Genomic DNA, 13,655 nt, shown 5'->3' with positions numbered 1-13,655 from the left:
TTATACCGGCAATAAAAAACGGCGCGGATTGCTCATGCAATCCGCGCCGTTTCTCTTTTGATAGCACCCCAGTCATTGCCGGCGTGTCGTTTATCGCACGCCAGTCTTTGCCGGCGTGTTTCTCCCCCACTACTAAACGCTTACTCAGCCAGACGCTTTTCCAGCGCAGCCTTGTGATCTGCCAATTCTTGCGGCAGATGATACGCGAGTTTTTCAAACAATTCCGTATGCAATTTCAATTCTTCCACCCACGCGGCCTTGTCGATCGAGGTGATGGTGTCGAATTGTTGTTGCGTGAATGGCAAGCCATCCCAGTTCAGATCGCCATACTGCGGTGTCGTGCCGAACAGGTTTTCCACGCCGCCCGCCTTGCCTTCGATGCGCTCAAGCATCCATTTCAGCACGCGCATGTTGTCGCCAAAGCCAGGCCAGACGAACTTGCCTGCCTCGTCCGTGCGGAACCAGTTGACGCAGTAGATCTTCGGCAGGGCCGACGCGTTGACTTTGCCCACCTTGACGCCCATGTCCAGCCAGTGCTGGAAGTAATCACTCATGTTATAGCCGATAAACGGCAACATGGCAAACGGATCGCGGCGCACGACGCCCATCTGGCCCACGGCGGCAGCCGTCGTTTCCGAACCCATGGTGGCGGCCATGTACACGCCTTCGACCCAGTTGCGCGCTTCGGTGACGAGCGGCACGGTGGTCGAGCGGCGGCCGCCGAAGATGAAGGCCGAGATCGGCACGCCGGCCGGATCGTCCCAGGCCGCGTCGATCACGGGATTTTGCGTTGCCGCAACCGTGAAGCGTGCGTTCGGGTGCGCGGCCTTGGTGCCGGACGCCGGCGTCCAGTCCTTGCCTTGCCAGTCGATCAGGTGGCTAGGTGCTTCCTTGGTCAAGCCTTCCCACCACACGTCGCCGTCGTCCGTCAGCGCCACGTTGGTGAAAATCGTGTTGTCGCGCATGGAGGCCATGCAGTTGTAATTGGTTTTTTCGTTGGTGCCCGGTGCCACGCCGAAGTAGCCGGCTTCCGGGTTGATGGCGTACAAACGGCCATCGGCGCCCGGCTTGATCCAGGCGATATCGTCGCCGATGGTGGTCACTTTCCAGCCATTAAAACTTGCCGGCGGGATCAGCATGGCGAAGTTGGTCTTGCCGCAAGCCGACGGGAACGCTGCCGCCACATAATGCTTCTTGCCTTCCGGTGATTCCACGCCGAGGATCAGCATGTGTTCGGCCAGCCAGCCCGGGTTGTTGTCCGATGCTTGCGCTTCCTGGTAGCCCATGTTCGAGGCGATGCGCAGGGCGAAACATTTCTTGCCCAGCAAGGCGTTGCCGCCGTAGCCGGAACCGAAGGACCAGATTTCGCGCGTTTCCGGGAAATGCACGATGTACTTGGTGCTGTTGCACGGCCATTTCACGTCGGCCTGGCCGGCCGCCAGCGGCGCGCCCACGCTGTGCACGCACGGCACGAATTCGCCATCGGTGCCCAGCACGTCGTACACGGCACGGCCCATGCGGGTCATGATCTTCATGTTGACGGCGACATACGGCGAATCGGACAGTTCCACGCCGATGTGGGCGATCGGCGAACCCAGCGGGCCCATCGAGAATGGCACGACGTACATGGTGCGGCCGCGCATGCAGCCGTCAAACAGGCCGTTCAGGGTGTGGCGCATTTCGCCAGGCTCGGTCCAGTTATTCGTCGGGCCGGCCGCTTCTTTCGTTGCCGAGCAAATATACGTGCGGTCTTCGACGCGGGCCACGTCGCTCGGATCGGAGCAGGCCAGGTAGGAATTCGGGCGCTTGTCGGCATTGAGTTTTTTCATGGTGCCGCTGGCAACCATCTCGGCGCACAGGCGCTCGTACTCTTCCTGCGAACCATCGCACCAGTAGATGCGGTCTGGCTTGGTCAGCGCGGCAATGTCGGCCACCCAGTTGATCAGTTTCTGTTGTTTAATATAAGCTGGGACGTTGAGTGCGGCGACGCCACCCATGACGGGCTGATTCATATTACCTCCAATACCAATAAAAGAAATTCTGGTCGTTCCGGCAAGACAGGCAGCATCGTTGAGAGGTGGCTGCGGCTCACTGCGGGCGGTGTGTTCACGCGGGCAGGGCTCTGGTGTCGTGTCCGCCGCGGCGTTCGCGCCAGCGGCATTTACCTGGATCATGCTCCCGGGCTGCAGGAACAGTTTGCGCTATCACTATAATCACGAAGCTTCAAAAGTGCCGGCGATTGTACACCCGCGTAACGGCTATTCTCGCAAAAATGTAGGAGAATAGCTTGACTAATGTAGTAGGCTATTCAGCATTTCCCGTATCCTGTTATTTCCCTACCAAATCCTTACTAAAATCGGCCATCCACCATGAAAATTGCCATACTCGATGATTACCAGGATGCCGTGCGCGGCCTCGATTGTTTCCAATTGCTCGACGGCCACGAGGTCAAAGTGTTCAGCAATACGGCGCGGGGCCTGGGCCAGCTGGCGATCCGCCTGGCGCCGTTCGACGCGCTGGTGCTGATCCGCGAACGCAGCAGTTTCAACCGTGCCTTGCTGTCGAAACTGCCGAACCTGAAACTGATTTCGCAAACGGGCAAGGTCAGCGGACACATCGATGTGGCGGCCGCCACCGAGCTGGGCATCGCCATCGCGGAAGGCATCGGCTCGCCCACGGCGCCGGCCGAACTGACGTGGGCGCTGATCATGGCGGCGCAGCGCAAGATCGTGCCGTACGCGCAACATTTGCAGGAGGGACTGTGGCAGACGTCGTCGCTGGAGCCAAAGCACAACACGCTCGGTACGGTATTGAAAGGGCGCATCCTGGCGATCTGGGGCTACGGCAAGATCGGCCAATTGATCGCCGGCTATGGCCGCGCCTTCGGCATGACCATCCTCGTGTGGGGCAGCGAAGCGAGCCGCGCAGCGGCCGTGGCGGCCGGTGATACGGCGGCGGTCTCGCGCGCGGCGTTCTTCGAGCAGGCCGACGTGCTGAGCTTGCATCTGCGCCTGTCCGACAAGACACGCGGCCTGGTCACAAGCGAGGATCTGGCGCGCATGAAGCCGACGTCCCTGTTCGTCAACACGAGCCGCGCCGAGCTGGTGGCCGATGGCGCGCTGGAAGCGGCACTGCCACAAGGGCATCCGGGCGCCGCCGCGCTCGACGTGTTTACGGACGAGCCGCTGCCGCCAGGCTCGCCGCTACTGCTGCTGCCGAACGTGCTGGCCACGCCACACCTGGGCTACGTCGAGCGTGACAGCTATGAGCTGTATTTCCGCTACGCCTTGCAAAACATCGTCGATTTTACGCAGAATCAATGCACGCGCCTGCTCAATCCCGAAGCATTGCAGCATGCGCGCCAAGCCCCTCAGGAGCGCTGAAAGCCCTTGATCAGGTCGGGCTCGCCCGAGATGCGGATGGCGGGCGCCGACAGCACGTGCCGGCCGCGCCACAGGCCGGTCCAGCCGGGCGGCCAGGGAATATCAGGCCCACTGTACGGCGCCACGCCGGCGCGCACGGCCACGACCGGCACGGGCGGCATGTCTTGCAAGGGTTCGCCTGGCGCGCGCTGCATGTCCAGGCTGTACATATAATGGGGTAATAATGCATCGCAGACGCGGCCAAACCACTCGCTATGGTCGTCGTCGCGCCCCAGCGCCTGCGCCAGGCCTTGCGGATCAAAACGGGCCAGGGCATCGATCAGCTCGCCAGTGGAAGCGCCGGGAGAGTCTCCCCAGCCCATCACGGGATTGACGTTGTAATCGGCGCCCGAGCCATACCAGCCTTCGCGCCAGGGACGCTGCATCCAGTCGCGCGGCCCCGTAAACAAATGCCAGCGCCAGTGCAGCCCGGATGGCTTGGGCCAGGAATACAGATACAGTTTTTGATAGCCGGCCTGGTGCAGTGCGCGCACCATGGCCATCAGGCGCGCATGCGGCATGCGGTCAGGCGGCGCGCGGCGAAACAGGATCGCTTCGCCATCGGCAAACTGCACGTCGTCGGTCGACAGGTTCAGGTCCAGGGTCCGCGCTTCGCTGCCGAAACGGGCGGCGATCCAGCCCGTCAGCAAATTGACGGACGTGATCACCCCATAACCGCGGTGGCGGTGAAAAATGACGGTGCCGGGAGCGAGCGCTTTCATACGGAGTCGGGGGGGGGGGGCTGGCAAACAAAGAAACCAGTGTACTCACAGATAGCCAAATTTTCCAGATGCGGCGCAAGCGCAGGCGGCAAGCACGCCGTCCCATCCGCAGCGTCATTCACGCAAGGGCGGCAATCCACGATATCATGCGCGTCATTCTCCACTGACATCGTGACCACATCATGACATTGCGCATACTCGCCACCGGCGGCACTTTCGACAAGCACTACAACGAATTGAACGGTACCCTGGGCTTTTCCGACAGTCATTTGCCGGCAGCGATTGCCCGCGCGCGCATGACGGCGCCCGTGGCGCTGGAGCAATTGCCACTGCTGGACTCGCTCGACATGCAGGATGCGGACCGCCAGCGCGTGCTCGCCTCGTGCCGCGCGGCACAAGAAAAAGCCATCGTCATCATCCACGGCACCGACACCATGCGCGAAACGGCGCAAGTGCTGGGCGCGGCGAACCTGCAGCAAACGGTCATTTTGACGGGCGCCATGATTCCCTACGAAATCGACAACTCCGATGCCCTGTTCAACCTGGGCTTTGCGTGCGGCGTGGCGCAAACCTTGCCAGCCGGCGTCTACGTGGCCATGAATGGCCAGATTTTTGCATGGGACAATGTGCAAAAGAACCGCGCCGCCGGGGTGTTCCAGCCGCTGTGATGCAATTGCACTGCGGCAACGTCGCAGCGCAACAACAAAATGGCATGGCAATATTTCTACGAGGATAAGGAATACCCACATTAATTCCCGCGTGGAAATATTGCAAGCAAAAAAGCAATATATTTGTTCATAATTACAATTATTTCTCATGCTTCAATGCTATATTTGGCTCATCGACTAACCCTTTTTCGGGAATTCCTCATGACCAAGCGCAAATCGGCTGTACAACTGTTCCAACTGGGCGCCATTGCCGCCGCGTTTGCGCTGAGCGGCACCGCCCACGCGACGACCAGCCTCACCAATGAATATACGGTAACGGCATCGGCCACGGCCGCAGGCGCGAACACGTGGACCTTCGATTACAGCGTCTTGAACAATAACCAGGGCATCGGCGGCCAGACGGGCCTGGACGGTTTCACGATTTTCGTTCCTGTCTCCGCCACGCTGGTCGGTTCCACCGCCCCTGCACCACTGAACGGCGCCCCCGGCTTCTGGTCGCAAGGTGCCAGCGCCCAGCTCGATCTGGGCGGCGACGGCTCGCAAAACCTGGTGGCGCCATCGGGCTACGCGGCCTACACCTGGTGGGGCCAATATACGCAGTCCGTGTACACGCCAGGCTCGACCGCCAACTTCAGCATTACCCTGAGCAATGTTGCCGTCGGCGCCAACACGGTCGGCATCAGCACCTATTTCGGCTATGGCGCCGCTACTGCACAATCTGCCAGCAACCAGTATGGCAATTACTCTACCTTTACCGGTACTTTCGCTTCACCGGTGGCCGCAGTGCCTGAACCGGAAACATACGCCATGCTGCTGGCCGGTCTCGGCCTGGTCGGCTTCATGGCACGCCGCAGAAAAACAGGCAAGCACAGCGCCTGATTTCCACTCTGCAGCACCTCGACAAGCCCGCTTTCAGCGGGCTTTTTTTACATTTTTTTACTTTGCATAAATTCTGCAATACAACATTTTTCATCTAATTATTGCTGGCAAAACATCGAATTGCCAATACAATAATTTTATGTTGCAAAAAAACGCCATTGATCATTTTTAAAAACGCAGATATTTATAAATATAAAATCTATATTTAACATTTAAATCAAATATTCTTCAGTATCTCGAATTTATTGCCAAATCCGACACGGTTGAGGTGCATTTTTTCTTGCTGAGACGACATAATGTTTGCCTCGACAAGTCAAAAGTGCATTTATAACAATATTGCGCTAAGTAGTCTTCCACCTCCCACCGACGTGGTTCCGCCTACCGTACACGAGCACCGCTGGGCATCTACCCGATGACCAGAACGGTGCTCGTGTACTGCTTGTCGTTATTAAAACTACTACGGAGTAATTGTTACAATGGCATTTAAAGAAAAGATTGGCGTACGCAGCGTACGCCTGGCCCTGACCGTCCTGGCAGGCAGCGTTTTGTTCTCCGGCCAATCCATGGCGGACGAAGCAATTCAAAAAGTTGAAATTACCGGTTCGAGCATCAAGCGTATCGCTGTCGAAGGCGCCTTGCCTGTACAGCGCCTGTCGCAAGAAGCGATCGCCAAATCGGGCGCCACTTCGGTTGCCGACCTGATCCAGGCCCTGCCGGCGATGCAAGGCTTCACCATCGGCGCCGTCGCCGCCGGTTCCGACTCGGGCGGCAATACCAGTGCTTCGCTGCACGGTATCGGCGAAACCTACACCCTGGTGCTGTTGAACGGCCGCCGCATCGCGCCACAAGGTTCCGGCACCACGGTCAACCTGAACGCCATTCCGATGAGCGCCGTTGAACGCGTCGAAATCCTGACCGACGGCGCTTCGGCACTGTACGGCTCGGACGCCATCGCCGGCGTACTGAACTTCATCCTGAAGAAAAACCAGCAAGGCGCCACCCTGGAAGCCACCTACGGCGGTCCGGAAGACAAGGGCGGCAACGCCTGGAACACCAGCGTCACCTACGGTTTCGGCGACCTGGACGAAGACCGTTTCAACGTGCTGTTGTCGTACCGCCATGACGAGCAATCGAAACTGCGCGCCACCGACCGCACGTTCGCCGCTACCTCGTATGTGCCGTTCAGCCGCAACGGCAATAACTACATCTGGGACCGCACCAGCACATCGGCTTCGCCAGCAGGCGCCACGGTTGCCTACAAGAGCGGTGCGCCATCGACCGCGTTTTCGCCTTACCTGGCTAAAAATGGCAATTGCCCTGAAGGTTTCGACGTCACCACCGCCAATGCACGCGCTTGCGGCTTCGACACGGGTTCCACCGTGGAAATCGTGCCGCAATCGAAACGCGACAGCCTGTTTTCCAAAGCGACGTACAAGCTGAACGACAACCTGAATGCATTCGCCGAACTGGCCTACTCGCGCTACGACCTGACGGCGCGTATCGCCGCCAATCCGATCCCGATCGCAATCGCCAAGGACAGCGCGCTGTACAACACCTATGTGTCGCCCTACCTGACGCCAGCGCAACGTGCCGACGTCAAATCCGTGACGGCCAACTACCGCAGCACCGACTTCGGCCTGCGTGCCAGCAACACCATCACCGAAACCAAACACATGGTCGTCGGTGTGGAAGGCGAACTGGGCGCGTGGAACTTCGAAAGCGGCCTGACCTGGTCGCAAAACTCGATCGACGAGCGCTACACGGGCGGTTACCAGAAGAGCCAGGAATTCAAGAATATCCTGGCCAATCCGGACTTCAATCCTTTTGCTGCGACACAAAAGCCATCCGTGCAAGCACAGGTCGCTGGCGCGCAATTCGTCGGCTCCGTGCGCACCGCATCGACCACGATGCGCGGCATCGACACGCACGGCTCGCGTGAATTGTTCAGCCTGCCAGGCGGCAAGGCCAGCCTCGGTATCGGTGGCGACTACCGCACCTATACGTATGAGCAATCGCCAGGCGCCACCGGCGACGACATCTACAGCTTCAACACCAAGCCAGCCTACGACATGAGCCGCGACACCTACGGCGCCTTCGTCGAGTTGCTGGCACCGCTGACCAAGTCGTTCGAAATGACCGTCGGCGGCCGTTACGATGCTGTCAAGGCGATCGATGACAAGCTGAACAACAAAACTGTCGGCAAAAAAGACAGCGCCAATACCTACAAGGTATCGGCACGCTGGCAGCCGGTACAGACCGTGCTGATCCGCGGTTCCTACGGCACGGGCTTCAAGGCGCCAAGCATGCTGGACATCGCTCAGCCACTGGTCAACGCCGGCTTTACCGCCAAGAAATTTGACTGCCCATACCCAGGTAACGCACTGTGCCGCGCGGAAGCAACGCAATACAACGCGGTATCGCAAGGCAACCCGGATCTGCAATCGGAAAAATCGAAGCAGTTCACCCTGGGCTTCCGTGTCGAGCCTAGCTCGGCATTCTCGTTCGGCGCCGACCTGTGGGATGTGAAATTGCGCAATGCCGTGTCGGAAGTATCCGAAGAGCAAGCATTTGCCGATCCGGTCAAGTATGCATCGAGCTTCGGTGAATACATCGAACCATCGACCGGCATCGCTTACTACGCGTTCAAGAAACTGTCGGTCAACATCGGCAAGAAGGAATACCGTGGTATCGACTGGGATCTGTCCGCCAACCACAAGTTTTCTTTCGGCAAGCTGACCGCCCAATTGAGCGGTACGCACATGTTGCACGCCAACTACACCAAAGCCGGTAGCGACAATGTGTTCACCAGCAACATGAACTTCTTCGGCGACACCAACGAAGTCACGTTCCGCAACCTGATGAAGCTGACGACGACCCTGGACACGGGCCGCCTGAGCAACACGGTCACGGTCAACTACCGTAACGGCTACACCGATGCTCCCGCTACCGTGTACAACCTGGCGACCCAAAAAGAAGAGAAAAACTTCCGCCTGCAAGTACCGTCGTACACGACGTTCGACTGGCAAGCACGTTTCGCCTTTGACAAGCAAACCACGATCCGCGCAGGCATCAAAAACCTGTTCGACCGTGCACCTCCGCTGTCGCTGCGCGCTTCGTCGGGCCACCAGATCGGTTTCGACCCACGCTACGCCGATCCGATGATGCGTTCGTTCTACGTCACCGGCAACTACAAGTTCTAATTTGACGTGTTGAATTAGCTTGTCTGAAAAGCGCCTTGCACTTCACCGTGCAAGGCGCTTTTTTTATGCGCCGGCAAATTGCACAAGCGAAAAAAAAAGGAGCCGCAGCTCCTTTTCGTACCAGCATGACGGCTGTTACGCCGTCGCTTCGCCGCCTAATGCTTCGACCACGTCGGCCATCAGCTTGGAGAGCTCGCCCGTCATCAGCATCACGTCGCCGTCGAAACGCTCTTCGTCGTTCTTCGTGCTCGATTCCGTTTCCTTGATCACGTCGAGCGGCTTGACGCTCTTGATGGCCAAGGACTCCGTCAGCACGAACGAGATCTTGTCGTTCCACGTCATGGCCAGACGCGTGCACTGCTTGCCGGCCGCGATGTGGCGGCGCACGTCGTCCGCTTCCAGGGTGTGGCGCACGTAGCGCACGGTGGCCTTGCTCTCGCCCGTGGCGCGCAATTCCGTATCCATGTCGACCGTGAAGCCGGACGGCGCGTCGTCCGCCTGCAGCCACTCCGTCATCACCGCCACGGGCGAGCGCTGCACGCGCAGGCTTTCCAGCGGCAGTTTATCGACGGCTTTCAGCAGCAGCTTGATGACTTCATCGGCTTTCGCCGGGCTGGCGGCATCGACCACCAGCCAGCCATTGACGGGGTCGATCCACGTCCAGACATTGCTGCGGATGCTGAAGGCGCGCGGCAGCAGCTCGTCGGCCACGCGTTCCTTCAATTCCTTCATGGCCTTTTTACCAGGCGCAAAGCCTTGCGCTTCTTCCATCTCGGCGGCACGGGCCTTGGCCACCTGGTTGATGACGGTGGCCGGCAGCAGTTTCTTTTCCGTGCCCAGCAAGATCAGCATCTGCTTGTTGACCACGTGGACCAGGCCGCCGTTCGGGCGTGGCGTATCCCAGCCCTGGCGCATCAGATCCATGCTGGTCGCCGGCGTAAATTTGTTCGAGGACAAGGCCTCTTCCAGTTGTTCTGGCGTGTAAGCCCACGGTGCGGGCAGGCGGTAAATCTGAAGATTCTTGAACCACATAGTTTTTGTCTTCCGTTTGTTTCAGTAGTGCCAGGGGAACGCCATTCTACACTTTCGACACGGGAATGCCGTCAAAAACGCGGACTGGCGCGGGTTGTTGATGTATGGGGAATGCCGCTACAGGGCGGGAAACAGCTCCGCCTGGGCTGGCGCCTGCCGCGTCACGACGGCCGGATCGGACAAGGTCGAGATGCGCACGCCCAGCAGGCGGATTTTCTTGTCAAATGGCACGCGCCGCAAGCAGTCGCGGCTGGCGCGCAGGATGGCGGCGGCGTCCGCCGTGGCACTGGGCAGGGTGATGTCGCGCGTGACCGTGCTGAAATCCTCGAAGCGCAGCTTGATGCCCACCGTGCGCCCCGCCAGCGACTGCTTGTCGAGGTCGCCCGCCACGCGCGTGCACAGGCTTTCCAGCTTTTCCGACAGCGTGGCGCGGTCGCGCACCACCTGCAAGTCGCGCTCGAACGTCGTTTCGCGGCTGACGGACTTGGTTTCCCGGCTCGTCTGCACGGGCCGCTCGTCGATGCCCAGCGCCGCCTGGCGCAGCCAGCCCGTGTACAGGTCGCCGAACTGCGTGCGCAGCATGGCCATGTCGGCCCGCGCCAGCTCGCCGATGGTGATAATGCCCAGCGCTTCCAGCTTGGCCGTGGCTTTCGGGCCGATGCCATTGATCTTTTTCGCCGGCAAGGGCCACACGCGCGTTTCCACATCCTCGGGCGACAAAATGGTGAGCCCGTCGGGTTTTTCCAGGTCGGAACAGATTTTTGCCAGCAATTTGTTCGGCGCCAGGCCGATCGAGCACGACAGGCCCGTCGCCTCGAACACGGCCGCCTTCAGGCGCGCCGCCATGGCCGGTGCCTGCTCGCCGTATTCGGTCAGGTCGACATAGATTTCATCGATGCCCACGTTCTGGATGATGGGGCACAGCTGGGCCACGGCCTGCTTGAAGCGGGCCGAATACTCGCGGTAAGCCTCGAAATCGGCCGGCAGCAGGATGCTGTCGGGCGCCAGTTTCGCCGCCTTCATGATGCCCATGGCGGAAAACACGCCAAACTTGCGCGCCGCATAGGTCGACGTGGTGACGACGCCGCGCCCCACGTAATCGCGCATGCGCGCGAATTTCCGCGTGCCGTCTTCCTGCAACAGGGGTTGCTGCAGCCGGCCGCCGCCGATGACGACGGCTTCGCCGCGCAATTCCGGATATTTCAACAGTTCCACGGAGGCGAAAAAGGCATCCATGTCCAGATGGGCTATCCAGCGGCGCGGTTCAGGCAATGTAGGGGCAGATGTGGTCAAGGACACCTCGCGACGGGATACTGTAGTTATATACAGTATCGCTGGAAATGCCCATGGATGCAAGTTGAAACGCACGCGCTCCGCAGTTGCTTTCCTCAATAGCAAGATTACAATCCTGACACGACTATAAAAGGAGTTGCCTTGTCTACAGCACATCAAGCTTTGCGCCGCCTGGCCGTCTGCTCATCCATCCTGCTGTCCACGCTGGCGGCATCCGCGCTGGCCGCCGATGCCGCCGCCACCGCGCCGGTCGCCGCCAAGACGGCCTGGCAGGAAACGCGCCACGGCACCGTGGTTACGGACGACTACCGCTGGCTGCAAAAGAAGACCGATCCTGCCGTGATCGACTACCTGAATGCGGAAAACGCCTATACGGCGGCCGTCACGGCCCCGATCCAGCCGCTGGCCGACAAGCTGACTGCGGAAATCAAGGGACGCATGCAGGAAGTGGACCTGTCCGTGCCTGCGCGCCAGGGCAATTTCTACTATTACACGCGCACGGAAGCGGGCAAGCAGTATCCGATTCACTGCCGCCGCCCCGTCGGCACCAGCGGCGCCTACGATGCGCAGGCGCTTGAAGAAATCTTGCTGGATCAGAATCAACTGGCCGAAGGCCACAAATTTTTTGCCGTGCGCGCGTTTGCCATCAGCCCGAACGAACAATTGCTGGCCTACACCACCGACACGACGGGTTTCCGCCAGTACGCGCTGCATGTCAAGGATTTGAAGACAGGCAAGTTGCTGGGCGACAGCATGCCGCGCGTCACATCCCTGGCCTGGGCGGCCGACAACGCCACCCTGATGCTGACGCAGGAAGACGCCACCACCAAGCGCGCTGACCGCTTGTTCCGCCTGGCCTTGGGCGGCATGCCGCAGCAGGTCTATCACGAGCCGGTAGAGCAATTCGCCATCGGCGTGAGCCGCACGCGCGACCAGCGCTACTTTGTGCTCACGGCGCGCAGCACGGATACGAGCGAAGTGCTGCTGTTGCCAACGAGCCAGCCGCAAGGCAGTTTCCAGAGCGTACTGAAACGCGAAAAAGGCCACCGCTACGTCGTCGAACACCGCGACGGCCAGCTGTACATCCTGACCAACAAGGATGCGAAGAATTTCCGCGTCGTCAGCGCGCCATTGAGCACCCCGCAGCCGAAACACTGGAAACCCGTCGTGCCGCACAACAAGGATGCCGTGATCCAGTCCATCGACGTCTTCCAGGGCTATCTGGTGGTGATGGAAAAGGCGCGCGCCCTGAACCGCGCGCGCATCCTTGATTTTGCGCAAAAGAACTGGAAAACCGTGCAGTTCGACGACCCCGTCTACCTGGCCACGTCCGTCGGCACACCCGAGTTTTCGGCCACGCAATTTCGCATGTCGTACCAGTCGCCCGTCACGCCGCCCACCATCATCGATGTCGGCATGAAGGATGGCCAGCGCACGGTGCTGAAGCAGCAGGAAATCGTCGGCGGCTTTGACGGCAGCCGCTACACGACGCAGCGTCTGTGGGTGACAGCGCGCGATGGCGTGCAAGTGCCGCTGTGGGTCGTCTACAAGAAGGGCGTCAAGCTCGACGGTTCCGCGCCGCTGCTGCTGTATTCGTATGGCTCGTATGGCATCTCGACGGAAGCCAGTTTTGCCATCAGCCGCATCAGCCTGCTGGAACGCGGTGTCATCTATGCGCAAGCGCATATCCGCGGCGGCACCGACATGGGCGAAGCGTGGCATGAAGACGGCATGCTGATGAAGAAGAAAAACACCTTCCATGACTTCATCGACAGCGCCGACTACCTGGTGCGCGAAAAATGGACGAGCCCGAACCGCCTGATCATCCAGGGCGGCAGCGCCGGCGGCTTGCTGATGGGCGCCGTCGTCAACATGCGTCCCGAGCTGTTCCACGCCGTGCACGCGGCCGTACCATTCGTCGACGTGATGAACACCATGATGGACGCCAGCCTGCCCCTGACGACGGGCGAATACCTGGAATGGGGCGACCCGAACCAGAAGGCGGCCTACGACTACATGCTCAGCTACTCGCCCTACGACAACATCGCGCGCAAGAATTATCCCGCCATGCTGGTGACGACGGGCCTGAACGACAGCCAGGTCATGTACTGGGAACCGGCAAAATACGTGGCCAAGCTGCGCGCGTATAAAACGGACGGCAATCCATTGCTGCTGAAAACGAATATGGGCGCCGGCCACGGCGGCGCGTCGGGCCGCTACAACGCGATTGCCGAAAACGCCTTCAACATGGCCTGGATGCTGTCGCAGTGGAACATCACGCAATAATGTGAAAAAAGCGCTTGCAGAAGGATTTTAGCCATCCTATAATAGCGCCTCTTCCAGACGTGGTGACAAACGTCGGGATGGTTTTCTGAGACAAGCAACGGGTGCTTAGCTCAGTTGGTAGAGCGGCGCCCTTACAAGGCGTAGGTCGGGAGT

Annotated in this window: 9 protein-coding genes; 5 read left to right on the top strand and 4 right to left on the bottom strand. The window is 59.8% G+C overall.

Annotation, left to right across the window (positions count from 1 at the left end):
- Nucleotides 1-140 precede the first annotated feature (140 nt).
- Complete coding sequence (locus JAB8_RS24895) at nt 141-2,012, bottom strand: phosphoenolpyruvate carboxykinase (GTP) (RefSeq protein WP_070291896.1); 1,872 nt, start codon at nt 2,010-2,012, stop codon at nt 141-143.
- 357 nt (nt 2,013-2,369) lie between these two features.
- On the opposite strand from JAB8_RS24895, the gene JAB8_RS24890 reads away from it, so the two are divergent.
- Entirely contained in the window at nt 2,370-3,383 is a 1,014-nt protein-coding gene (locus JAB8_RS24890; protein WP_070291893.1) for a D-2-hydroxyacid dehydrogenase family protein, read from the top strand.
- Here JAB8_RS24890 and JAB8_RS24885 read toward each other — a convergent pair.
- A complete protein-coding gene (locus tag JAB8_RS24885; RefSeq protein WP_070291891.1) occupies nt 3,371-4,144 on the bottom strand; it encodes an L-asparaginase in 774 nt (257 codons plus the stop codon). The genes JAB8_RS24890 and JAB8_RS24885 overlap by 13 nt on opposite strands.
- A gap of 182 nt (nt 4,145-4,326) precedes the next feature.
- Between JAB8_RS24885 and JAB8_RS24880 the strand changes: the two genes are divergently transcribed.
- The 3 genes from JAB8_RS24880 to JAB8_RS24870 all read left to right on the top strand — a co-directional run bounded on the left by JAB8_RS24880 (nt 4,327) and on the right by JAB8_RS24870 (nt 8,891).
- Nucleotides 4,327-4,812 (top strand): asparaginase domain-containing protein, encoded by a 486-nt coding sequence (locus JAB8_RS24880; protein ID WP_034781194.1) that lies wholly within the window; start codon nt 4,327-4,329, stop codon nt 4,810-4,812.
- Between the two features lie 201 nt (nt 4,813-5,013).
- Nucleotides 5,014-5,691 (top strand): PEP-CTERM sorting domain-containing protein, encoded by a 678-nt coding sequence (locus JAB8_RS30060; RefSeq protein WP_070291889.1) that lies wholly within the window; start codon nt 5,014-5,016, stop codon nt 5,689-5,691.
- Between the two features lie 476 nt (nt 5,692-6,167).
- Nucleotides 6,168-8,891 (top strand): TonB-dependent receptor, encoded by a 2,724-nt coding sequence (locus JAB8_RS24870; protein ID WP_070224810.1) that lies wholly within the window; start codon nt 6,168-6,170, stop codon nt 8,889-8,891.
- Nucleotides 8,892-9,026: 135 nt separating this feature from the next.
- Here the strand turns inward: JAB8_RS24870 and JAB8_RS24865 are convergent, their stop codons facing one another.
- The gene (locus tag JAB8_RS24865) at nt 9,027-9,923 is read right to left on the bottom strand and encodes a recombination-associated protein RdgC (RefSeq protein ID WP_070291887.1); all 897 of its coding nucleotides are present in this window, start codon (nt 9,921-9,923) and stop codon (nt 9,027-9,029) included.
- Between the two features lie 117 nt (nt 9,924-10,040).
- Nucleotides 10,041-11,195 (bottom strand): DNA polymerase IV, encoded by a 1,155-nt coding sequence (gene dinB / locus JAB8_RS24860; RefSeq protein ID WP_139143184.1) that lies wholly within the window; start codon nt 11,193-11,195, stop codon nt 10,041-10,043.
- A gap of 162 nt (nt 11,196-11,357) precedes the next feature.
- On the opposite strand from dinB, the gene JAB8_RS24855 reads away from it, so the two are divergent.
- On the top strand, nt 11,358-13,502 hold the full coding sequence (locus JAB8_RS24855; protein WP_070291883.1) for a S9 family peptidase: 2,145 nt from the start codon (nt 11,358-11,360) through the stop codon (nt 13,500-13,502).
- The last annotated feature ends 153 nt before the right edge of the window (nt 13,503-13,655 follow it).

It is taken from the genome of Janthinobacterium sp. HH106 (assembly GCF_001758725.1).
Taxonomy (GTDB): domain Bacteria; phylum Pseudomonadota; class Gammaproteobacteria; order Burkholderiales; family Burkholderiaceae_D; genus Janthinobacterium.
This window is presented reverse-complemented; position numbering and strand designations above follow the sequence as displayed.

Excerpts from the sequence above, each read along its gene's own strand:
- JAB8_RS24890 (WP_070291893.1), top strand. The coding sequence starts at position 2,370 with ATGAAAATTGCCATACTCGATGATTACCAGGATGCCGTGCGCGGCCTC.
- JAB8_RS24880 (WP_034781194.1), top strand. The coding sequence starts at position 4,327 with ATGACATTGCGCATACTCGCCACCGGCGGCACTTTCGACAAGCACTAC.
- JAB8_RS24895 (WP_070291896.1), bottom strand. The coding sequence starts at position 2,012 with ATGAATCAGCCCGTCATGGGTGGCGTCGCCGCACTCAACGTCCCAGCT.
- JAB8_RS24865 (WP_070291887.1), bottom strand. The coding sequence starts at position 9,923 with ATGTGGTTCAAGAATCTTCAGATTTACCGCCTGCCCGCACCGTGGGCT.
- JAB8_RS30060 (WP_070291889.1), top strand. The coding sequence starts at position 5,014 with ATGACCAAGCGCAAATCGGCTGTACAACTGTTCCAACTGGGCGCCATT.
- JAB8_RS24870 (WP_070224810.1), top strand. The coding sequence starts at position 6,168 with ATGGCATTTAAAGAAAAGATTGGCGTACGCAGCGTACGCCTGGCCCTG.
- JAB8_RS24885 (WP_070291891.1), bottom strand. The coding sequence starts at position 4,144 with ATGAAAGCGCTCGCTCCCGGCACCGTCATTTTTCACCGCCACCGCGGT.